This window comes from Pseudarthrobacter leeuwenhoeki, from assembly GCF_055412885.1.
This window is the reverse complement of the sequence record NZ_JBVAYY010000006.1, coordinates 78190-99389: the sequence shown is the minus strand read 5'-3', so window position 1 is coordinate 99389 and position 21200 is coordinate 78190. Positions and strand designations below refer to the sequence as shown.

The window sequence follows — 21200 nt, the reverse complement described above, 5'->3', positions numbered from 1 at the left end:
AGCCTGCTCGCGAGGGCATTCATTGCCGCGAACGGGCTGTAACATGGGCCAAGCAGGGTGACGGATATCACAAGCGTTACCGCTCCACCGCATCGCACCAGGCACCACCCCGTCACCCTGACTGTTCGCAGCGGTTGCAACGGCGCAACCCACACCACCCCCATGTGGAGGTTTCATTTTGAGAAGCACACCGAGAGGCCTGTCGCAAAGACGGCGCAGCAGACTCCTGAGCGTTGTGGGGGCTGTTTTTGCCGCCGTGGCCGCGCTACTGCTCATCGTCGCGCCGGCATCCCAGGCCACGAGCCCCTCGCCGACACCATCCCCGTCGGCCACCACGTTCCAGAACAGCATCAGCGGCTTCCTGCGCGGCGATGACCGCGCGCCGATCGCTGATGTCACCATCACGGCCAAGAACGGCGACTTCACCGGAACGGCGAAGTCCAGCGCCAACGGCGCCTGGACGATCGGGGTGCCCACCCAGGGGACCTACGAAGTTGAGCTGGATGAATCCACGCTTCCGGAGGGCATCAAACTCGCCGACGGCCAGGAGAACCCCCGTCAGGTCACCTTCAGCCAGACCTCCAACCTCTCGGTGATCTTCGCCTTCGGCGAGGGCATTGTTGTGCAGCAGCAGGATTTCGGCCAGAACCTGATCAACCGCCTTGTGGCGGGTCTCAGCTTCGGTCTGCTGCTGGCCCTCGCATCAGTTGGTCTCTCCCTGATCTTCGGCACCACGGGGCTGACCAACTTCGCCCACGGTGAGATGGTCACCCTCGGCGCCGTCCTGGTCTTCGCCTTCAACGCCATGAACCTTCCGTTCTGGCTGGCAATCCTGCTCGCCCTGCTCGGCGGCGGTCTATTTGGCTACGTCCAGGACGCCGGGCTGTGGAAGCCGCTCCGGCGGCGCGGAACCGGCCTGGTGCCGATGATGATTGTCAGCATCGGCCTCGCCCTGGCCGTCCGCTATATCATCCAGTTCTTCTTCGGCGGCGCCACCCAGCAGCTGCCATACGCCCAGAGCGCTGAAATCCGGCTCGGCCCGGTCTCCATTTCACCCAACAACCTCTGGTCCCTGGTGATCAGTGCGGTGGTCATTGCCATCCTCGGTATCGTCCTGCTCAAGACCCGGCTCGGCAAAGCCACCCGCGCGGTCGCCGATAACCCGGCGCTGGCAGCGGCCTCAGGCATCGACGTCGATGGCGTCATCCGGATTGTCTGGGTCACCGGCGGCATGCTTGCCTCCCTCGGCGGCATCCTGTGGGCGTACTACCGGCCCGGTGTCACCTTCGACATGGGTTCGCAGATCCTGCTTCTCATCTTCGCCGGCGTCACCCTTGGCGGCCTCGGCACAGTGTGGGGCGCCCTGATCGGATCCATCATTGTCGGTATCTTCGTGGAGCTGACCACTGTGTTCGGCCTCGCCGCCGACCTCAAATACGTGGGAGCACTGTTCATCATGATTATTGTCCTTCTGATCCGGCCCCAAGGTATCTTGGGCCGGCGCGAGCGCGTGGGTTAGGAGACAGCCATGGACTTCGGATTCATATTTTCCAGTGCTGCCGGTGAACTGTTCAGCCCGACGACGGCCGCCTACGCCCTGGCCACCCTCGGCCTCGCGGTTCACTTCGGCTACGCCGGCCTGCTGAACTTCGGCCAGGCCGGCTTCATGGCGGTGGGAGCCTACGGGTTCGCCATCGCCACCCTGACATTCGGTGTTCCGTTCTTCGTCGGTCTGCTGATCGCCATGGTCTGCGCGGCAATCTTTGCGTTGCTGCTGGGTATTCCCACCCTCCGGCTGCGGGCCGACTACCTGGCCATCGTCACGATCGCGGCGGCGGAAATCGTGCGCTACATCGTCACCACCAACCAGCTGACCGGGGTCACCGGTTCGGCCAACGGCCTGGCCGCTTTCGAAGGCGGGTTCTATTCGATGAACCCGTTCCCGGAAGGCTCCTACATGGGCATGAACAACCGCGACTTCTTCATCCGCGTTGTCGCCTGGGCCCTGGTCGCTATCTGCTGCCTCCTGGTGTGGCTGCTGATGCGCTCTCCCTGGGGGCGTGTCCTCAAGGGCATCCGCGAGGACGAAAACGCCGTCCGCTCGCTTGGCAAGAACGTGTACGCCTACAAGATGCAGGCCCTGATCATCGGTGGTGTGCTTGGCGCCCTGGCGGGCATGATCTTCACCATTCCCCGCGGCGCGGTCCAGCCGGCGAACTACGGCACCGAGCTGACGTTCTTCCTCTACACCTGCCTGCTGCTCGGCGGTCTGGGCACGGTGCTGGGGCCGGTCGTCGGCGCCATGATCTTCTGGGTCGTGCTGTCCCTCACACAAGGCATCCTCTACGGCCTCATCGAATCCGGCACCATCACCTGGCTGAACACTGTCCAGGCCGGCCAGCTGCGTTACATCCTGGTGGGTATCGCGTTGATGCTGCTGATGATCTTCAGGCCTCAGGGTGTCCTCGGCAATAAGAAGGAGCTGGCGTTCGCATGAGCACACAGAGCGAAGAAACTGGCATTGACTACATGACGGACACCCGTCCGATTGCCGCCGGGGAGATTGCACCCGGCTGCAAGAAGCGCGATCCGATCGTGGTGGCGGAAAACGTCACCCGCAGCTTCGGCGGCATCAACGCCGTCGACGTCGGGTACCTTGAGATCCCGCGGCACAAGATCACCGCGCTGATCGGCCCCAACGGCGCCGGCAAAACCACCCTGTTCAACCTGCTCACGGGCTTTGACACGCCCAACTCGGGCACGTGGCAGTTCGAAGGCAACAGCCTGGCCGGGGTGTCCTCGTACAAGGTGGCCCGGATGGGCATGGTCCGCACCTTCCAGCTGACCAAGGTCATGGGCAAGCTCACGGTGATGGAGAACATGCGCCTCGGGGCCTCCCGGCAGTCCGGCGAGCGGCTCTCCAAGGCCCTCTTCAAGGGCATCTGGGGCGGCCAGGAAAAGAAGATCACCGAGGAAGCCAACGTACTGCTGGAGAAGTTCAAGCTGGACGCCAAGAAGGACGACTATGCGGCGTCCCTCTCGGGCGGCCAGCGGAAACTGCTCGAAATGGCCCGCTCGCTCATGGTCCGGCCGAAACTCGTCATGCTCGACGAGCCGATGGCAGGCGTCAACCCGGCCCTGACGCAGTCGCTGCTGGACCACATCAAGAATCTCAAGGCCGAGGGCATGACCGTATTGTTCGTCGAGCACGACATGCACATGGTCCGGCACATCGCCGACTGGGTGGTGGTCATGGCCGAGGGCAAGATCGTGGCCGAGGGCCCGCCTGCCGAGGTCATGAAGAACCCTGCCGTGATTGACGCCTACCTGGGCGCCCACCACGACGTGGACCTCGGCGACTCGGAAGGCATCAAGGAGCTGGCCGCCGAACTGGTCGCCGACGAGGAATCGATTGTCGGCACTGAAAACGCCGGGATCATTTCGCTCGACGTCGTCGCCTCGGAAACGGATGAGCGGACGGGCCCGGACGGCACCAGTGGGGTGCGCGGCCGGCGCACCGCCGAGGAGCCGAACCGTACAGAGAAGGACACACAATGAGCGCCACCAGCGCGGCTCCCGCCGCTAACCCCCTGCACGATGAGGATTCGGTCGTCAAGGTCACCGATCTGGTGGCCGGCTACATCCCCGGCGTCAACATCCTCAACGGCTGCAGCATCGAGGCCCGCAAGGGCGAGCTGATCGGCATCATCGGCCCCAACGGCGCCGGCAAGTCCACGCTGCTGAAGGCGATGTTCGGCCTGGTCAAGGTCCACTCGGGCTCCGTTGTGGTCCGCGGCCAGGACATCACCGGGCTCAAGGCCAACAAGCTGGTCAGCCGGGGCATCGGCTTTGTGCCGCAGAACAACAACGTGTTCGCGGCCCTGACCATCGAGGAGAACCTCCAGATGGGCATGTTCCAGCGCCCCAAGGACTTTGCCCAGCGCTTCGACTTCGTTACGGGCCTCTTCCCCGAACTGGGCAAGCGGCGGGCGCAGCGCGCCGGATCGCTCTCCGGCGGCGAACGCCAGATGGTGGCAATGGGACGGGCCCTCATGATGGACCCGGCCGTGCTGCTGCTCGACGAGCCCTCCGCGGGCCTCTCCCCGGTCAAGCAGGACGAGGCCTTCCTCCGGGTCCATGAGATCAACCGCGCAGGCGTCTCGGTCATCATGGTGGAGCAGAACGCCCGACGCTGCCTGCAGATCTGTGACCGCGGCTATGTCCTGGACCAGGGCAAGGACGCGTACACGGGCACCGGCCGGGAGCTCATGAAGGATCCCAAGGTCATCCAGCTGTACCTGGGCACCCTCGCCGACACCGTCGAGTAGTTCCCCGGCAACACGCCAGCAGCAGAAGGGCCGTCACCAGTGGCGGCCCTTCTGCGCGTCCGGGGCGCTTCCTGTGGGGTCTTCTGTCCGCCGGGCGCCCGGCGACGACGGCGTCACGCGGCGCAGGGTTCCGGCCCGGCCGCCGGTGCGCAGGGCCGAATTCCCGCCGCCGGATGCCCCCGCACGGCCCAAAAGCCTGCCGTACGTGACGCGCGGGCCCCCACCACCCCGCTGTCCCCCCGCTGCCACCCCGCTGCCCCCGGCATCTGGTTTCACCGGGCGCCCGGCGACGACGGCGTCACGCGGCGCAGGGTTCCGGCCCGGCTGCCAGTGCGCAGGGCCGGATTCCCGCCGCCGGATGCCCCGGCGCGGCCCAAAAACCTGCCGTACGTGACGCGCGAACCCCCACCACCCCGCTGTCCCCCCGCTACCACCCCGCCCCCGGCACCTGGCTTCACCTGGCTTCACCGGGCGCCCGGCGACGACGGCGTCACGCGGCGCAGGGTTCCGGCCCGGCTGCCGGTGCACAGGGCCGGATTCCCGCCGCCGGACGCCCCCGCACGGCCCAAAAGCCTGCCGTACGTGACGCGCGGGCCCGCTACCACCCCGCTACCACCCCCCCTGCCGCCGCCGCCCCGGCCGCCCGGCTGCCCCACCGCCCGACCTCCCGCGTACGCAAAAGACCCCCGTCCGGAGCGGACGGGGGCCTCCTGGTGGCTAGGGAAGGGCGAGCTTACAGCTTGCCGAACTCTTCCTTGGATGCCTTGTAGGTGTTGTCATCCTGGTACTCGTAGATGCCGACGTAGGCTTCCGTCGGGTCACCGGCTTCGGAGAACGTCACGGGGCCGGACTGGCCGTCGTAGTCGATGTCCTTGCCGTTGCGGAGCAGGGTGACGCAGGTCGCGAAGTCGCTGCACTTTTCGCCGCCCTCAGAGACTGCCTTGAGCTGCGCGGCGATGTCGACGCCCTTGGTGCTGTTGGCAGCTTCGGAGGCCAGTGCAATGAGGTTCACGGCGTCGTAGGACTCGCCTGCGTAGCTGTAATCCTTCAGTGCGGGATCGATCGCCAGGAGCTTCTTCTTGAAGTCATCCTTGGCGAAGGTGCCCGGGATGGTGCCCTGGGCGCCCTTCAGGGTGCCGGCCTGGAAGTCCTTGCTGTAGTCGGACATGTTGCCGTCCACGAGGAACAGCTGGGTGGGCTTGATGCCCTTGCCCGTCATCAGCGGAACGATGCTCTTGGCCTGGTCAAAGGTGATCAGGGCAATCGCGTCCGGCTTAGCGGCGATGACCTTGTCAACCTGGCTGCTGAACTGCGAATCGCCTTCGTTGAAGAGCTCCTCCGCCACGATCTGGCCGCCTGCCGCCTCAAACGCAGCCTTTACGTTCTTCGCCAGGCCGGTTCCATAAGCGTCGTTCAGGACGATCATGCCAACGGTCTGCGCGCCACAGGTCGCCATGTAGTTGCCGAGGACCTTGCCCTGGAGCACGTCCGAGGGGGCGGTGCGCCAGTAGAGGCCCTTGTCGTCCCAGTCGGTGAAGTCCGGCGAGGTGTTGGCCGGGGAGAACTGGACGACGCCTGCACCGGTGATCTGGTTGATCACGGTCTTGGAAACGCCGGAGGAGGCGGCACCGATGATGGCGCCGACGCCCTGGCCCAGCAACGCCGTGGTGGACTGCGTCGCAATGTCGGTCTTGGTGTCACCGGAGTCGCGGTGGATGACCTCTACAGGCTTGCCCAGCACGCCGCCGGCGTCGTTGATTTCCTTGATGCCAACGTTGACACCCGCGATTTCGGGCGGGCCGAGGAAGGCCAGCGACCCGGTGGTCGGCAGCAGCGAGCCGATCTTCAGGGAGGTCTCGGTGGTGCCCTTGGAAGCGGGGACTGCGCCGGTATTGGTCGCGGCCGACGTGCCGGCTCCGGCTCCAGCGCTGGGGGCCGGGCACGCGATGCCTGCGGCGTTGGCTGTTGCGGATCCGGACGTCGCGGCCGGGGTGGACGCGCCACCACAGGCCGTAGCCAGAAGGGCGACGCCGATGCTAAGCGCTGTGAGCTTTGCGATGCGGGGTGCCACCTGGGGAAGTGAAGTCATTTACAATCTCCTCGATCTAAAGGTGCGAACGGCGCCTTTGATGCGAAAGATCAGGTGTTCCTGATTTACCCTTCAAGCTAGTGCACTTCCGGCCCGATCCAAAGTGACTACGGTCACATCCTTATAACACTCGTTGCATAGAGGAAATCTGTCCGCCGGACCGGCGGACCCCGCAAAGTGTGCCCCAGGTGGGACTCGAACCCACAACACGCGGATTTTAAGTCCGCTGCCTCTGCCAATTGGGCTACTGGGGCGCCCGGTCCATGCTATCCCCTCCGGCAGCCGGCGCCGCGCTGCCGAACGGCTTGGCGAAGCGGAATGTCCCGCTGACGCCGCCCGGCCAGACCGCCAGCGGCAACAGCTGGAAATGCACGCCCCAGGCCGGGTCGGGGGCTTCCACGCCGAGGGAGGTCGACGCCACGAAGCCGAAGCGCGAGTAGTACTCCGGATCGCCCAGCAGCGCGATGCCCCGCTCCCCCGCGGCATTGGCCCTGACAATGGTTTCCTTCATCAGCGCGCTGCCGATGCCGTGGCGCTGCAGCCTCGGGACCACCCCGATCGGGCCCAGGCCCAGGAGCTCCAGCTCCCCTGCCCAGCCGCGGGTGCTGATCACGTGCCCGACGATCCCGCCGTCGAGCTCCGCGACGATGCTGAACTCCGGCAGGTATTCCTCGCAGTCGAAGAGCGCCGCCAGGAGCGGCACTTCTTCGGGCTCGCCCTCGACGGGGAGCCCGGTGACCGGGGAGACGGCATAGGCTGCGGCGGTGAGGGCAAGGATGGCGGTCCGGTCCCCGGGCTGTTCGCTGCGCAGCACCAGCTCCGGGGCGGGCTTGTGCTCCCCGCTGGCGTCGACCAGTTCGTGCAGCACCTCGAGCGCCCGGTCAGCGTCAGCGACCGGGACCAGGAGATGGTCGTGGTGGAAGCCGGCCAGGACATTGCAGCTGATCTTGGCCTCCGTCAGGGCGGCGCTGACTGCGGCCGTCAGGCCAATGGCCTCGAGCGGGGAATGCACCTGGAGGGTGATCCAGGCGCCGACGAAGTCGTAGGACAATCCGAGGCTGTCGGCTTCGGACCGTGGCAGTACGACCGTCAGCCCTTCTGCTTCACGGACGGCGGCTGCGACCGCCCCGGCGAGGGGCCGGCCGTGCGGCCAGAGGACGTAGACGAACTCCCCGGCGCGCCTTTCCGGGTGCATGGTGGCCAGCAGGGTGTGGAGGTCCTTCTCAGAAGTCATGGTGCCAGTCTAGGTCCGGCCCGCGGCAGGCTCCGGACCGCGACAGCGAAGCGGCGGCCGACGGCGTCTCGTTGCGGCGGCACGCTACGCCGGGCACGGAGGCGCCGGGGGCGTCCCGCAGTCCCAGTCCCAGTCCCAGTGACCCAGTCCCAGTCCCAGTCCCAGGCCGAGTCCCGCCAGGGTCTACGGGTGGGGCCCCTTCCCCGACACGAACATCGACGTATGGGGGAACTCCATGACCTGACCGAAAGCAGTCTTCCTTGCCCTGTTCGGTGCCACGCTCCTGGCGGCGGCCTTCGGAAGCGACATCAGCCCCGCAATGAGGGGAATGTTCGGCTGCTTCGGGCTGATGGCGGAGACATCACTGGGGCTGGTGGAACGGCGCAGCACCGTGGACCCTGCAGACCTGGACCGGAAACTCCGGAGTTCCAGCAGCTGGTGGATTCCGCAACCAGAATTGCCGGAGTTGTTGGTTCGCTTGCCTTGGCGGCATGCGGCGGTTTTATGATTGCCGCCGTCCTGCTGCGCGAGGTGCCACGCTCCGCATCCTTCTGGATGGTCCCCTTTGGCATCCTTGCCCTGCTGTTCTTTGGCTACACTGCGGCGCTCTGGACTTCGAGCTTGGTCAGCAACGCGCCCGGAACGGCTGAGGTGAACGAAAAGGGGATCAGCGATCACAACCGGTACCACTCGCTGATCAACCGGGAAGAGATCCACCATTACGCGGTGGCCACCAGCGGCCTCCAGCTTCACCTTCATGACAGGGAAGCATTCCGCGGATCCCGTGTGGTCCGGTTCTGGGACCGCATCAGCAGAGCGATGGGTAACGCCGACGGCGGCCGCTCCCCCGCAGGGGAACAGCCGCCGTCGAATACTGCAGCAGGCTACTTGGCGTCGGCCGAGACTGACTGCTTTCCTGCACCCGGGCTGGCCTCTGCCGCCGGCTTCTCCACAGCGTGAGCCGCGGAGGCCGCGGCCGGCCTGGGAGCCGGCGTCGCAGCGGCAACGAATGCGCCGCGCGGGTTGTCCAGGTCGATCAGCTGGGTGGTGTCGCGGCCCATGAAGAAGGCCAGGATCCAACCGAAGATGACCCGGATCTTGCGTTCCACGGTCGGCATGGCCAGGCCGTGGTAGCCACGGTGTGCCAGCCAGGCCAGCGGGCCCTTGAGGCCGATGCGGCCCAGCAGATTGATGTTGGCCACACCCTTCCACTCGCCGAAGCCGGCCACGGCGCCCAGGTTTTTGTGCTTGTAGTCCTTGAGCGGCTTGTCCCAGCGGGAGGCCCACAGGTTCTTGGCCAGGCGCTTGGCCTGGCGCAGCGCGTGCTGGGCATTCGGGACGCAGGTGCCGTCCGGCAGGCCGCTGCCCGTGAGGTCCGGAACCGCCGCAACGTCGCCGGCCGACCAGGCGTTCTCGATGATGCCTTCGTCGCCGGCAATGCGCAGATCCGCGAGGACACGGACGCGGCCGCGCGGCTCCAGCGGGAAATCAGTGGAGCGGACCATCGGGTTTGCCTGCACACCGGCAGTCCAGACCAGGGTGTCAGCCTCGAATTCCTGGGCCGCGGACTTGTCCGGGAGGTTGATGAGCTTCAGGGAGCCCTCAGCGCTGTCCAGCGAGGTGTTGAGCAGGACCTCGATGCCTCGGCTGCGGAGGTGCTCGACGACCCACTCAGCCTGGCTGGCAGTCACCTCGGGCATGATGCGGCCCATGGCCTCCACCAGGACGAAGCGGACTTCCTCCTGCTTGACGCGGGGGTTGTTCTTGACCGCGGCGCGGGCGAGATCTTCCATTTCGGTGATGCACTCGATGCCGGCGAAGCCGCCGCCGACAACAACGAAGGTCAGGGCGCGGGCGCGTTCGGCCGGATCCGTCATGAGCGAACCGGCTTCGATCCGGTCGAGGAGCTTGTTGCGCAGGGCCACAGCTTCCTCGATGGTCTTAAGGCCGATGCCCTTGTCCGCGAGGCCCTTGATCGGGAAGGTGCGGGTGATGGCGCCTGCAGCCACGACGACGTCGAAGTAAGGGACCTCGAAGTTCTCGCCGCCGTCGGACGGGGCAACCACAGCGGTGCGGTTGGCGTGGTCGATCGCGGTGACGCGGCCCTGGATGAGCTCGGTCTGCTTGAGGTGCTGGCGGTGCGAGACGACGGCGTGGCGTGCCTCGATATTGCCGCCGGCAACTTCGGGGAGGAAGGGCTGGTAGGTCATGTAGGGCAGGGGATCAACGACGGTGACGATGCCACCGGCCTTCGCGATCTTCTTCTGCAGATTGAGGGCTACGTACAGGCCGACGTACCCGCCGCCGACGACGAGTACCCTGGGACGGTCCTGGAGCTGAGGGGAGAATGCCATTCCCCAAGAATACCGTAGTTTGTGAAAACCTTCACTAACTACGGTTTCCCGTTGGAATCCGCCGGATCCGGCGCTCCGGTGTCCGGCGCTGCCGGGCCCCCGGGGCCTGTGGCTGGGGCCGGCCGTAGGGCACGCCGGAGCTGGAAGACGGCGGCCCCCACGATGCACAGGAGCAGTCCGCCGAAGCCCAGTACCACCACGGCCGGCACGGCCGCGTCCAGCTCGGACGGGGGCTCCGCGACCGGGACGGTGGCCTCCGGAACGGTGGGGGCCGCACTGGAGGGGGCCGCACTGGAGGGGGCCGCTGAGGGCGCGGCCGGCGAGGTGGCCAGGTTTCCCCGCCGGTGGACCCGGATCCAGTCGGAGATTGAGCCCAGCGGATTGACCCGGGCCTCCGGAACGTCGTCCTTCAGGGCCGCCTCGGCGTCGAGGATCCCGAACCCGTACAGCGGGTCCTTCCCCGCGGCGCCGGCGTCCTTCGCGGTGCTGACGATTCTGTTGATGACCTGGCTGGCCGACATTTCCGGCCATTTGGAACGGATCAGGGCCGCAACACCGGCCACGATGGGGGTGGCGCCCGAGGTGCCGGCCCATTCCGCGTAACCGCCGCCGGGCAGGCCCCCGATCAGGTTCTCCGCAGGGGCCGCGACGCCGATGCTGATGCCCTGGGAAGAGGAATCGATGCTGGCGTTTCCCTGGCGGTCCAGCCCGGCGACGGTCAGCACCCCGGGGATGGTGGCCGGAGCCCCGACCTGGACGTTGCCTCCCCCGCGGTTGCCCGCGGCAGCGACGATCACCACGTCCTTCTGCTCGGCGTACAGGAACGCAGCGTCCCAGCTTTGCGGCCATTCCGGCGAGGTGCTGCCCAGCGAGATGTTTATGACGCGGGCCCCGTTGTCGACAGCCCAGCGGACGGCCTGGGGTATCTGGTCCTGGTCGCTTTTACCGCCGGGGTTCTCAGATCCGAGCCACGTGGAAACGGACAGCAACTGCGATTCGGGGGCCACCCCGACAATCCCATCCGGCGCGACGGACGGGCCTGCGCTGGGGCTGGGCTCGGCCGTGGAGTCGGCGGGCTGGTGGCCGCGGCCTGCCAGCATGGTGGCGACCAGGGTCCCGTGCTCGGGCTTCGCGCCGATGCTCTTCTGGCCGTCCGGGCTTCCGGCGCCGGAGGCGTCGACGCCGCCGGCCAGCACGCCGGCCAGGTCCGGGTGATTGCCGTCGACGCCGCTGTCGATCACGGCGACCTTGACGTTGGCGCCCCTGGAAACCTCCCAGGCCTTGGTGATGCCGGATTCGGCGAGCCAGTACTCCTTGTCGCGCCAGTCGTCGGCGTGCGCGGCGGGGGCTGCAGTCAGTGCGGCCGTCAGAGTGCTGCCTGCGAGAGCCAGGGCCACCAACGCGGAGGCGGTCCGGCGGCGCCGGGCTGTTGCTCTGGTCATTTTTGGGTCCTATCGGCGGGACAGCTCGTCGCGCTGTGTCTTCGGTGGCGCTGTGTCTTCGGTGGCGCTGTGTCTTCGGTGGCGCTGGGGAACGCCGGGAGGGAGCTGCGCGGGGAGGTGAGGATCGGGCGGCGGCCGGCGGGGCGTCCGGCGGTCACACAGTCCGGCCGGCCTGCGGCCTAGCCGATGCTCAGGGCAATTCCGTCAAGAATATCGTGTTCGCTGGTGACGGCCGACGCGACCCTGCGGTCGGTCACCTCGGCCAGCCGTTCAAGGACGCGCCGCCAGACGAGGGCGCCCGCTCCGATCACGTCCACCCGGCCCGGGTGCATGTAGGGCAGGGCGGCGCGTTCGGCGTGGGACATCTCCAGCAGTTCCGTGCAGGCGCGCCGCACGGCGTCGAGCGAGAGTTCAGTGCCGTGGATTGCCGCGGCGGAGTACTCCGGCAGCGCAAGGGCGTGCGCCGTGATGGTGGTGATGGAACCGGCGACTCCGACGACGGCGGCACTGTGGTCCAGCGGCACCGTCCGGGCCGCCAGGTCAAGGGCAGCGTCGACGTCGGCCTCCGCCGCGGCGATCTGATCCGCCGTGGGCGGGTCGCTGCGCAGGTGGCGTTCGGTCATCCGGACACATCCAATGTCGACGGACTTGGCGGCGATGACGCCGTCGGCGTTGCCGAGCACGAACTCCGTGCTGCCGCCGCCAAGGTCCACCACCAGGACAGGGTCCGCGCCGCGGGAGGGCAGGACGCTGCTGGCGCCGGCGAAGGACAGGGCGGCTTCCTCGTCCCCGGTGATGACCTCGGGTTCGACGCCGAGGAGCTCGCGGATACCGTCCACGAAGAGCTGCCGGTTGTTCGCGTCGCGGGTGGCGGAGGTCGCGACGAAACGCACCCTGGTGGCCCCGTGGCCGTGGATCTGCCCGGCGTAGTCCGCCGCGGCGGCAAAGGTCCGGTCCAGGGCCTCCGGGGCGAGCTCGCCGGTGGCGTCCACGCCCTGGCCGAGCCGGACAACGCGCATTTCGCGCACAACGTCCTTCAACCGGGGCGCCGTGCCGTCCAAGTCCAGATCGGCGATGAGCAGGCGGATCGAGTTGGTACCGCAGTCGACGGCGGCCACGCGGGTCACTGGCCGGCCCCTGTGGAGCCGGCGGAGCCTGTGGTGCCGGCGGTTCCTGTGGGTCCGGCGTCAGCGGTGCTGCCGGGGTCCCCGGTGCGCGGCTTCCGGACCGGGGCAGGTCGTCCCACGATCTCCGGAAGCCCCTGCGGTCCGTGCCTGCTGAGGTCCTGCGAGGGGACCTCGCCGCCGGTGTCCCAGGCGCCATCGCAGTAACAGCGGTCCGGGGTCCACCATTCGCTGATGGCTGCGATCGCCTCGTCGCCGAGCGGGTTCACACCCGGTCCGGCGGCGAGCGAATGGCCCACCAGGACGTGCAGGCACTTGACGCGGGTGGGCATTCCGCCGGCGGAAATGCCGTCGATTTCGGGCACGGCGCCGATCCCGGATCTGGCCCCGATCTCCGCGCGGGACGCCAGGTAGGCCTCGTGGGCGCCGCGGTAGTCCCCCGCCAGGGCCCCGTCGTCGCCGAGCCGCCCGTTCATCTCGTTCATCAGGCCGGACGCCTCGAGCCGCGACACCGCGGACGTGATCACCGGGTGCGTGAGGTAAAAAGTCGTGGGGAAGGGTGTGCCGTTGCTCAGCCGCGGGGAGGTGGCCGCCACCAGCGGGTTGCCGCAGACACAACGGGCCGGGATTTCCACGACGTCACGCACCGGGCGCCCCAGTTGCCGGCTCAGGACATCGAGGTCGTGCGGCGAAGGCCGGCGGGATTCCGCCAGGTAACGGGCCAGTTCCGGGGTTTCCGGGTTTTCTGCGCTCGGGGTCGCTGCCGTGGGGGTCTCGTCCACTCGGTTCTGGTCCATGGGGCGGCACCTTCCTGCCCTGTCTGGGTTGTCCGGCGGACAACCCTGCGGCGGGCGCCGCTTCTAGTCTGTTGCCGAGCGCCGGATGGAGTCCCAGAGGGAGTCAACCCAAGGCAGCTCGGCCGGGTCCTGAACTGATCCTGATCCTGCACCGGCTTCGCCGCTGGAGGAACCGGCGGGAAGATCGCTGCCGAAGACCCAGTAGCCCGTCTCGCCGGGCATAACCATGTTAATGCGGTCCCGGGCCTGTTGTTTCACGTAGTTCGGATCCTGCCACCGGGAGACCTGGCGCCGGAGCTCGTCCTGCTGAACCTGTTTGGCGGAAATGTCCGCCTGGAGCGCGGCGATTTCGGCCCGCTTTTCGAAGAATATCTTGACCGTGGGCGCCAGCATGATGGTGATCGCAATCATGACGACCAACAGCGCCAGCATGCGTCCGGAGAAGGCCTTGGCGGGGACCGGGTCGAGGTTCCCGGCCGCCGGTGCAGTGCCGTCCTTGGACTGTTTGGCCGTACCGCGTGTGGCCGCGCCCTGTGGGGCGTTCGGCGGGGCTGCGTTCTTCGCAGCGGCGGCCGACGGAGTGGGAGCCGGCGCGGCTCCGCCCGGCCGGGCCGAACCGGCGTTGCCGCCGTGCTGGCCGGCTGCCCTGCCGGGAGTCCGTGGGCCGGGCGCGGCGTTGCCTGACGCGTGGGCCTGGAACCCGCGGGAACCGCCGAAATCAGCCTGGATGACGTCGCCGCCGTCGCCGGTGTCCGGAGACTTCGGGGCCGCAGGCGTGGCCCGGGGAACCTTGGGTCGGCGGGTAGCCATGTCACTCCTGTAATGCCAGGTTCTCCCCCGGCTGGCTTGCTGCGTTCAGTGCTGATCCCCGTGGCCTGGGCCGGGCACCGACGTGGAGCCGGCTGCGCGGCACCACAAACGGTGCCACAACATCGGTGCCACACTAACGGTGCCAAAAAGGGACCGGTGACCATGGTCTTTCAACCATAGCCACCGGTTCGCAGTTCGTGCGGTTACTAGCCCTTGAAACGCGGGAAGGCGCTCCGGCCGGCGTAGCGTGCGGCGTCGTCGAGTTCCTCTTCGATCCGCAGCAGCTGGTTGTACTTGGCAACGCGCTCGGAACGGGCCGGGGCGCCGGTCTTGATCTGGCCGGCGTTGGTGGCAACGGCGATGTCAGCGATCGTGGTGTCCTCGGTTTCGCCGGAGCGGTGCGAGGTGATGGTGGTGTAACCCGCTCGCTGGGCGAGGGAGACGGCATCCAGGGTTTCGGTCAGGGAACCGATCTGGTTGACCTTCACCAGCAGTGAGTTGGCGGTCTTCGAATCGATGCCGGTCTGCAGCCGCTCAGGGTTCGTGACGAAGAGGTCGTCGCCCACGATCTGGACCTTGTCGCCGATGGCGTCGGTGAGTGTCTTCCAGCCCTCCCAGTCGTTCTCGTCCAGCGGGTCCTCGATGGACACCAGCGGGTAGTCGGCAACGAGCTCGGCGTAGTAGGCGCTCATCTCGGTGGAAGTGAGGGACTTGCCTTCGAACTGGTAGGCGCCGTCCTTGAAGAACTCGGAGGAGGCAACGTCCAGGGCGAGGGCGATGTCCTGGCCCGGGGTGTAGCCGGCGTTCCGGATGGCTTCCTGGATGAGGTCCAGGGCTGCACGGTTGGACGGCAGGTTCGGCGCGAAGCCGCCTTCGTCGCCCAGCCCGGTGGACAGGCCCTTGGCCTGCAGGACCGCCTTGAGCGCGTGGTAGACCTCGACGCCCCAGCGCAGGCCTTCGGAGAAGGTCTCTGCACCCAGCGGGACAACCATGAATTCCTGGATGTCGACGTCGGAGTCGGCGTGCGATCCGCCGTTGAGGATGTTCATCAGCGGCACGGGCAGCACGTGGGCGTTCGGTCCGCCGAGGTACTTGTAGAGCGGCAGGTCGGCGGAGGCCGCGGCTGCGTTGGCGACGGCCAGGGACACACCCAGGATGGCGTTGGCGCCGAGCTTGCTTTTGTTGGCGGTACCGTCCAGGTCGATCATCGACTGGTCGATGCTGCGCTGGTCGGTGGCGTCGAAACCGATCAGGGCCGGGGCGATCTGGTCGATGACCGCGTCGACGGCCTTCTGGACGCCCTTGCCGAGGTAACGGCCCTTGTCGCCGTCGCGGAGTTCAACGGCTTCGTGCTCGCCGGTGGAGGCTCCGGAGGGAACTGCTGCGCGGCCGATCTGGCCGTCCGAGAGCAGGACTTCAACTTCTACGGTGGGGTTGCCACGGGAATCGAGGATCTCGCGGGCGTGGATGGCATCGATAAGCGCCATGGATAGGCTCCTTTGGGTGAAGCGATCTGCTGGGAATCTGATGGGAAAACAAGCCGGGAATGAAGCTGGAAACCGACGTCCTCGTCGCTACCCAGCCTAGTCGAGAGCGGGATAAGTTACAGAAACCTGCCAGTTCCCGGACGTCATTTGGGCGGATCACGGCGACGGCGGCGTGGGCGGGCCCTCCTGGAAGCGGCGGTTGGCGCCGCGGAGGGCACGTTCGGCGTCGAGACCCCGGTCCCGGGCAGCGGCGGCGATGGCAAAGAGCAGCTCCCCGAGGCCCTCTTCCGAGGCGGGGACGTCAACGGGCTCAGGGAAGGCCGGCAGGCCGGCCCGTTCGGCGCGGTCGAGGAGCTTCTGGGCCCGGGCCAGCGCCGGCAGGGCGGCGGGCACGCCGCCGAGTGATCCCGGCCGGGAAGAATCAGGGCGGGAGGGATCAGAGCCGGAGTCAGCGGCCCGGGAAGGCAGGACCTGCTCCGAGCGTTTGACGGCGTCCCACGTCTGGACGATTTCCTCCACCGTCGCCGGGAAGGACTCCTGCAGTGAGCCGTCGGGACGGAACACATGCGGGTTGCGCCGGATCATTTTGGCGCTCAGGCCGCGGGCGACGTCGTCGAGGTCGAAGGCGCTGCGTTCCTGGGCGAGCCGGGCATGCAGGACCACCTGGAGCAGGACGTCGCCGAGTTCGGCCTTCAGCTCGGCGTCGCCGCCGGCCGTCTCGATGGTCTCCGCCACCTCAAAGGCCTCCTCGAGGAGGTATTCCACGAGCGACTCATGGGTGAGTGCCCCCATCCAGGGGCAGTGGGCGCGCAGACCGGCAATCACGCCAACAAGCGCGCCCACCTCGCAGGCTCGGCCGGGGACCCCGGCTGCCCTGGGCCCACCGGCAAGCGCGCCCAGCGCGCCCGCTGCATTGGAGTCCTTGTTAGCCAAGGTCGGCGTAGGCCTCGTTAATGTACTCGACGAGGGCCTCCTTCTCCTCAAGCGGCAGGAAGGCGGCCTCGGCTGCGTTCAGCGTCAGCTCCAGCAGGTCGTCGAGGTCGTAGTCGAAGGTCTCGACCAGCAGTTCGAACTCGTCCGTGAGGGTCACGCCGCTCATCAGCCGGTTGTCGGTGTTGATGGTGACGTTGAAGCCCAGCTGGTAGAGCATGTCCAGCGGGTGGCTTTCGATGCCCTCGCCGAAGCCGGAGATGGCGCCGGTCTGCAGGTTGGAGGAGGGGCAAATCTCCAGGGCGATGCCGCGGTCGCGGACCCAGCTGGCGAGCTCGCCGAGGGTGACCATGCCGATGTTGTCGTCGACCTCATCGCGATCGCCGTCGGCGTCGTCGTCTTCGTTGAATTCAACGGTGACGTCCTCGGCAATCCGGACCCCGTGGCCCAGGCGCAGGGCGCGGCCGTCGACCAGCGCGGACTGGATGCTTTCGAGCCCGGCTGCTTCCCCGGCGTGGACCGTGGCCGGGAAGTTGTGCTGGGCCAGGTAAGTGAAGGCGTCCTTGAACCTGGCCGGCAGGAAGCCGTCTTCGGCACCGGCAATGTCGAAGCCGACGGCGCCGTTGTGGCGGTGGCGGACCGCCAGCTCGGCGATTTCCTGGCCGCGGTCGGCGTGCCGCATGGCGGTGATCAGCTGGCCGACCTGGATATCCCGGCCGGTCTCGGCGACGGCGTCGACGCCGGCCTCAAGGCCCGCCTGCACGGCCTCGACGGCGTCATCCAGGCTCAGGCCCTGCTGGAGGTGCTGTTCGGGGGCCCAGCGCACTTCACCGTAGACGACGCCGTCGTCGGCAAGGTCTTCGACGAATTCCCTGGCGACGCGAAAGAGGCCTTCCTGGGTCTGCATCACGGCAATGGTGTGGTCGAAGGTCTCGAGGTAGCGGACCAGCGAACCGGAGTCGGCGGACTCACGGAACCACTCCGCCAGGGCGACGGGGTCGGTGGAGGGCAGGGTGTGTCCCACGGACTCGGCAAGTTCAATGATGGTGGCCGGACGGAGTCCGCCGTCCAGGTGGTCGTGAAGGGAAACCTTGGGGAGGCCCTTCAGGTCGAAGTCGAGGTCAAGGGCAGCGTCAAGAATTATCTCAGTCACCTTCCAACCTTAGGGTTGGCGGCCCGGCAATACCAGCCGGGCAGCCGGCAAACGCGCCGGAGGGCGGGATCAGGCCTCGACGTCCGCTGGTGCCGTCAACGGTGCGGGCACCGGTGCGGTGCCGGAGGCATGCCGGGGCGCGGACGCAGCGGGCTTGGCCTGCGCGTTCTTGGCGTGAACTGCCTTCGCTTCGGCAGCCATTGTGGCGGCCCGGCCGGCTGCCGCGGCGCCCCGGGTGTCGCGCCAGCGGTGCAGCCAGGTCAGCAGGTGGTCGATTAGGATGCCGAGCACGATGGCGAACGCGATGGCGATGCCGACCCCGAGCAGCGGGTGTTCGTGGACCCAGTTACCGGCGATGATGCCGACGCCGGCCGAGTACGCGACCCAGGTGAGGGAGGCAAAAATGTCGAGGATGACGAAGCGCCGCCGCGGGTACGCGGTCGTGCCCGCGATCCAGTTCACGGCCACGCGGCCCACCGGGATGTACCGGGCCGTGAAGATCAGCATGGCGCCGCGTTTGTCGAGTTCATAGCGCGCCCAGTTCAGGGCACGGCTGACCTTGGGTTTGCGCATCCAGCGGAAGCGTTCGACGCCGACGCGGCGGCCCAGCAGATAGGCCATGTTGTCACCGGCAATGGCCCCGACGGCGGCGGCGGCCATGACAAACCACATGTTCGGCTGGCCGGACGTGACGGACAGTGCACCCAAGGCGACGATCAGGGTTTCACTGGGCAGAATCGGAACGAAACCGTCAATGAAACAGAAGATCGTGAGGATCGGGTAAATCCACCATTGCCCCGCGGCATGGAGAATAGCCTCATTGATGAATTCCACGCGGGCTGTGCTCCTAGGAAAGTGACGAAAAGCGCTCCTCAGTGTCCCACGACCGTAAAGGATGCGCTACGGGCATCCGGACGAATCTGCCGCAGCATCTGCTGCAACAGAAGTCTCCGGTGTCAGGAGGGCTCCGAGGGCGGGACAGGGTGTTCGGCGTCCCCGGGAAGCCCGCGCCGCAGCCTGCTGATGGCGAGGTCCACCAGGATGCCCAGGCCGATCGCGCAGATGACGGCGACGATGACGCCGAGCAGGTGGTTCTCTTCAAACCACTGGCCGAAGAAGGTGCCGATCGCCACGGAGTACGCCGCCCACAGCAGCGCCGAGAGCACCGTCATCCCCACGAAGCGGGACCGCGGGAAGCCGGTGGCACCCGCGGTCAGGTTGACCGCCACCCGGCCGATCGGGACAAAGCGCGCCACCAGGATCAGCGACGCCGGCCGCTTCCGCAGCTCCGTGCCGGCCCAGCGGAAGGCCCGCTGCATGCGGTGGCCGCGCATCCAGGCCCAGCGCCGGATTCCGGCGCGGCGGCCGATCAGGTAGGCGATGTTGTCGCCCAGGAACGCCCCCGCGGCGGCGATCGCGGCCAGGAGCACCGGGTTGGGGACGCCGGCGGTGGCGGCCACCGCGGCGAGCCCGACGACCACTGACTCGCTCGGAACGGGCGGGAAGAAGCCGTCAACGACACAGCACACGAAGACCAGGATAAGGACCCAGGGTTGCCCCGCGGCGGCCAGGATGAAATCGTTGATTGCCTGCACGGTTTCCTAACAGCTTGCAGCGGGCGGACGGCTGTCGTGCCAGTCTACTGCGGGCCGCCCCGCGGTTTGCCCTATCACTTGTGGCGGCTTACCCGGACTTTTAGCCACCACAAGTGATAGGGCAACGGGGAGTCAGGCGATGCGGTCGATGATGAGCTGCTGCGCCGGGCGGGAGCCTTCAGGGGCAATCACCACGGCGTGCTCGAGGGCCTCCCTGGCCCGTTCGAACTTCTCCGGGGTGTCCGTCAGGAGCGTCATCAGCGGCTCGCCGGCCCTGACCAGGGCGCCAGGCTTGGCATGCATCCGCACCCCGGCGCCCGCCTGGACCCGGTCCTCCTTGCGGGCACGCCCGGCGCCGAGGCGCCACGCGGCGACGCCGACAGCCATCGCGTCGAGTTCCACCAGCACACCATCGGCCGGCGCATAGATAACTTCGGATTCCCTCGCCACCGGGAGCTTGGCGCGCGGATCCCCGCCCTGCGCCTGAATCATGCGGTTCCAGACGTCCATGGCCCGGCCGTCCCGGAGCGCGGCCCGGGGGTCGGCGTCGTGGACCCCCGCGCAGGCAAGCATTTCCTCCGCGAGCCTGACAGTGAGTTCGACGACGTCTTCCGGGCCTCCCCCGGCCAGCACCTCCACCGATTCCTCAACCTCGATCGCGTTGCCCGCGGTGAGGCCCAGCGGGGTGTTCATGTTGGTCAGCAGGGCCACCGTGTTGACGCCGGCGTCCTTGCCCAGGGCCACCATGGTCTCGGCGAGTTCCCTGGCGTGTGCCTCGTCCTTCATAAAGGCCCCGCTGCCGACCTTGACGTCCAGCACCAGCGAACCGGTGCCTTCGGCGATCTTCTTGCTCATGATCGAGGACGCGATCAGCGGGATGGCCTCGACCGTGCCGGTGACGTCCCGCAGGGCGTAGAGCTTCTTGTCCGCCGGGGCCAGTCCGGCGCCGGCAGCGCAGATCACCGCGCCGACGTCCTGAAGCTGGGCCAGCATTTCCTCGTTGCTCAGCGCGGCGCGCCAGCCCGGGATCGCTTCAAGCTTGTCCAGGGTGCCGCCCGTGTGGCCGAGGCCGCGGCCGGAGAGCTGCGGCACGGCAACGCCGAAGACCGCGACCAACGGGGCCAGCGGCAGGGTGATCTTGTCCCCGACTCCGCCGGTGGAGTGCTTGTCGGACGTGGGCTTCACGCTGCCGTCGGGGCGGCGCAGGCTGGAAAAGTCCATCCGCTCGCCGGAAGCGATCATGGCCGCCGTCCAGCGCGAGATTTCGGCGCGGTCCATGCCGTTGAGCAGGATCGCCATGTTCAGCGCGGCCATCTGCTCGTCGGCGATCGCGCCGCGGGTGTAGGCGTCGATCGTCCAGTCAATCTGGGCGGGGCTGAGCACGCCCTTGTCCCGCTTGATGCGGATGATGTCGACGGCGTCGAACGCTTCGGTCAGCGTGGGGTTTTGTGTCACCGGGGTTCCTCCAGGTGTTGGGGGCCAAAGGCATCGGGAAGGACCTGGTCCATGGTCTTGATTCCCTGCGTGGTCATAAGCTCCATGTCGGGAGCGCGGAATTCGTAGAGCAGCTGCCGGCAGCGTCCGCACGGCATGAGGACGTTGCCGGCGGCATCGACGCAATAGAAGGCGCGGAGCAGGCCGCCTCCGGTCATGTGCAGATTGCCGACCAGCGCGCACTCGGCGCACAGGGTCAGCCCGTAGCTGGCGTTTTCGACATTGCAGCCGCTCACGATCCGGCCGTCCGCGGTGAGGGCTGCTGCCCCCACCGCAAACTTCGAATACGGCGCGTAGGCGTTTTTCATGGCGGCGGCCGCGGCGGCCGCCAGGGCGGCCCAGTCGACGTGGGTGCTGTCCATG

At 67.6% G+C, this 21200-nt stretch carries 19 protein-coding genes and 1 tRNA gene; 4 read left to right on the top strand and 16 right to left on the bottom strand.

Annotated elements, in window-relative coordinates; all coding sequences use genetic code 11:
- Positions 1-235: 235 nt before the first annotated feature.
- The 4 genes from ACZYX4_RS06780 to ACZYX4_RS06765 are packed head-to-tail and all read left to right on the top strand — an operon-like array spanning position 236 to position 4328.
- The gene (locus ACZYX4_RS06780; RefSeq protein ID WP_463874711.1) at positions 236-1519 is read left to right on the top strand and encodes a branched-chain amino acid ABC transporter permease; all 1284 of its coding nucleotides are present in this window, start codon (positions 236-238) and stop codon (positions 1517-1519) included.
- Positions 1520-1528: 9 nt separating this feature from the next.
- Complete coding sequence (locus ACZYX4_RS06775; protein WP_463874709.1) at positions 1529-2497, top strand: branched-chain amino acid ABC transporter permease; 969 nt, start codon at positions 1529-1531, stop codon at positions 2495-2497.
- Positions 2494-3558, top strand: coding sequence for an ABC transporter ATP-binding protein (locus ACZYX4_RS06770; RefSeq protein ID WP_463874707.1), 1065 nt, complete (start codon positions 2494-2496; stop codon positions 3556-3558). Before ACZYX4_RS06775 ends, ACZYX4_RS06770 begins: the two co-directional genes overlap by 4 nt.
- Positions 3555-4328 carry an ABC transporter ATP-binding protein gene (locus ACZYX4_RS06765; RefSeq protein WP_463874706.1) on the top strand — a complete coding sequence of 258 codons (774 nt, stop codon included), beginning with the start codon at positions 3555-3557 and terminating at the stop codon, positions 4326-4328. The genes ACZYX4_RS06770 and ACZYX4_RS06765 overlap by 4 nt, the downstream gene beginning before the upstream one ends.
- A gap of 733 nt (positions 4329-5061) precedes the next feature.
- Here ACZYX4_RS06765 and ACZYX4_RS06760 read toward each other — a convergent pair.
- The 16 genes from ACZYX4_RS06760 to ACZYX4_RS06685 all read right to left on the bottom strand — a co-directional run bounded on the left by ACZYX4_RS06760 (position 5062) and on the right by ACZYX4_RS06685 (position 21199).
- The gene (locus ACZYX4_RS06760; protein WP_463874704.1) at positions 5062-6417 is read right to left on the bottom strand and encodes an ABC transporter substrate-binding protein; all 1356 of its coding nucleotides are present in this window, start codon (positions 6415-6417) and stop codon (positions 5062-5064) included.
- Positions 6418-6597: 180 nt separating this feature from the next.
- A tRNA-Leu gene (locus ACZYX4_RS06755) sits at positions 6598-6671 on the bottom strand.
- Entirely contained in the window at positions 6662-7651 is a 990-nt protein-coding gene (locus ACZYX4_RS06750) for an N-acetyltransferase (RefSeq protein ID WP_463874702.1), read from the bottom strand. The genes ACZYX4_RS06755 and ACZYX4_RS06750 overlap by 10 nt, the downstream gene beginning before the upstream one ends.
- Before the next feature lie 183 nt (positions 7652-7834).
- Positions 7835-8410: a hypothetical protein gene (locus ACZYX4_RS06745; RefSeq protein ID WP_463874700.1), complete on the bottom strand. Its 576-nt coding sequence runs from the start codon at positions 8408-8410 to the stop codon at positions 7835-7837.
- Positions 8411-8535: 125 nt separating this feature from the next.
- Positions 8536-10005 carry an NAD(P)/FAD-dependent oxidoreductase gene (locus tag ACZYX4_RS06740; RefSeq protein WP_463874699.1) on the bottom strand — a complete coding sequence of 490 codons (1470 nt, stop codon included), beginning with the start codon at positions 10003-10005 and terminating at the stop codon, positions 8536-8538.
- Between the two features lie 38 nt (positions 10006-10043).
- A complete protein-coding gene (locus ACZYX4_RS06735; RefSeq protein WP_463874697.1) occupies positions 10044-11447 on the bottom strand; it encodes a S8 family serine peptidase in 1404 nt (467 codons plus the stop codon).
- A 179-nt stretch (positions 11448-11626) separates the two neighbouring features.
- Positions 11627-12574, bottom strand: a complete 948-nt coding sequence (locus ACZYX4_RS06730) for a Ppx/GppA phosphatase family protein (protein WP_463874695.1) — start codon at positions 12572-12574, stop codon at positions 11627-11629.
- Positions 12571-13368, bottom strand: coding sequence for a DUF501 domain-containing protein (locus ACZYX4_RS06725; RefSeq protein WP_463874693.1), 798 nt, complete (start codon positions 13366-13368; stop codon positions 12571-12573). Before ACZYX4_RS06725 ends, ACZYX4_RS06730 begins: the two co-directional genes overlap by 4 nt.
- Positions 13369-13431: 63 nt before the next feature.
- Complete coding sequence (locus ACZYX4_RS06720) at positions 13432-14178, bottom strand: FtsB family cell division protein (protein ID WP_463874690.1); 747 nt, start codon at positions 14176-14178, stop codon at positions 13432-13434.
- 206 nt (positions 14179-14384) lie between these two features.
- Positions 14385-15665, bottom strand: coding sequence for a phosphopyruvate hydratase (gene eno / locus ACZYX4_RS06715; protein WP_463874689.1), 1281 nt, complete (start codon positions 15663-15665; stop codon positions 14385-14387).
- Between the two features lie 156 nt (positions 15666-15821).
- Positions 15822-16457 (bottom strand): MazG nucleotide pyrophosphohydrolase domain-containing protein, encoded by a 636-nt coding sequence (locus ACZYX4_RS06710; RefSeq protein ID WP_463874822.1) that lies wholly within the window; start codon positions 16455-16457, stop codon positions 15822-15824.
- A gap of 133 nt (positions 16458-16590) precedes the next feature.
- Complete coding sequence (locus ACZYX4_RS06705) at positions 16591-17748, bottom strand: adenosine deaminase (RefSeq protein WP_463874688.1); 1158 nt, start codon at positions 17746-17748, stop codon at positions 16591-16593.
- 69 nt (positions 17749-17817) lie between these two features.
- Positions 17818-18582, bottom strand: a complete 765-nt coding sequence (locus ACZYX4_RS06700; RefSeq protein WP_463874686.1) for a DedA family protein — start codon at positions 18580-18582, stop codon at positions 17818-17820.
- 122 nt (positions 18583-18704) lie between these two features.
- Entirely contained in the window at positions 18705-19343 is a 639-nt protein-coding gene (locus tag ACZYX4_RS06695) for a DedA family protein (RefSeq protein ID WP_463874685.1), read from the bottom strand.
- Positions 19344-19475: 132 nt separating this feature from the next.
- Positions 19476-20798, bottom strand: coding sequence for a thymidine phosphorylase (locus tag ACZYX4_RS06690; RefSeq protein WP_463874684.1), 1323 nt, complete (start codon positions 20796-20798; stop codon positions 19476-19478).
- Positions 20795-21199 (bottom strand): cytidine deaminase, encoded by a 405-nt coding sequence (locus ACZYX4_RS06685; RefSeq protein ID WP_463874682.1) that lies wholly within the window; start codon positions 21197-21199, stop codon positions 20795-20797. The genes ACZYX4_RS06690 and ACZYX4_RS06685 overlap by 4 nt, the downstream gene beginning before the upstream one ends.
- Position 21200: the final 1 nt, after the last annotated feature.

What these genes read in the sequence shown, in the direction of transcription:
- ACZYX4_RS06745 (WP_463874700.1), bottom strand. Translation starts at nt 8,410, where the DNA reads ATGAAGGTGAAGCTGGAGGCCGCTGGTGGCCACCGCGTAATGGTGGAT.
- ACZYX4_RS06725 (WP_463874693.1), bottom strand. Translation starts at nt 13,368, where the DNA reads ATGGACCAGAACCGAGTGGACGAGACCCCCACGGCAGCGACCCCGAGC.
- ACZYX4_RS06740 (WP_463874699.1), bottom strand. Translation starts at nt 10,005, where the DNA reads ATGGCATTCTCCCCTCAGCTCCAGGACCGTCCCAGGGTACTCGTCGTC.
- ACZYX4_RS06770 (WP_463874707.1), top strand. Translation starts at nt 2,494, where the DNA reads ATGAGCACACAGAGCGAAGAAACTGGCATTGACTACATGACGGACACC.
- ACZYX4_RS06685 (WP_463874682.1), bottom strand. Translation starts at nt 21,199, where the DNA reads ATGGACAGCACCCACGTCGACTGGGCCGCCCTGGCGGCCGCCGCGGCC.
- ACZYX4_RS06710 (WP_463874822.1), bottom strand. Translation starts at nt 16,457, where the DNA reads ATGGGGGCACTCACCCATGAGTCGCTCGTGGAATACCTCCTCGAGGAG.
- ACZYX4_RS06735 (WP_463874697.1), bottom strand. Translation starts at nt 11,447, where the DNA reads ATGACCAGAGCAACAGCCCGGCGCCGCCGGACCGCCTCCGCGTTGGTG.
- eno (WP_463874689.1), bottom strand. Translation starts at nt 15,665, where the DNA reads ATGGCGCTTATCGATGCCATCCACGCCCGCGAGATCCTCGATTCCCGT.
- ACZYX4_RS06775 (WP_463874709.1), top strand. Translation starts at nt 1,529, where the DNA reads ATGGACTTCGGATTCATATTTTCCAGTGCTGCCGGTGAACTGTTCAGC.
- ACZYX4_RS06765 (WP_463874706.1), top strand. Translation starts at nt 3,555, where the DNA reads ATGAGCGCCACCAGCGCGGCTCCCGCCGCTAACCCCCTGCACGATGAG.
- ACZYX4_RS06750 (WP_463874702.1), bottom strand. Translation starts at nt 7,651, where the DNA reads ATGACTTCTGAGAAGGACCTCCACACCCTGCTGGCCACCATGCACCCG.
- ACZYX4_RS06720 (WP_463874690.1), bottom strand. Translation starts at nt 14,178, where the DNA reads ATGGCTACCCGCCGACCCAAGGTTCCCCGGGCCACGCCTGCGGCCCCG.
- ACZYX4_RS06760 (WP_463874704.1), bottom strand. Translation starts at nt 6,417, where the DNA reads ATGACTTCACTTCCCCAGGTGGCACCCCGCATCGCAAAGCTCACAGCG.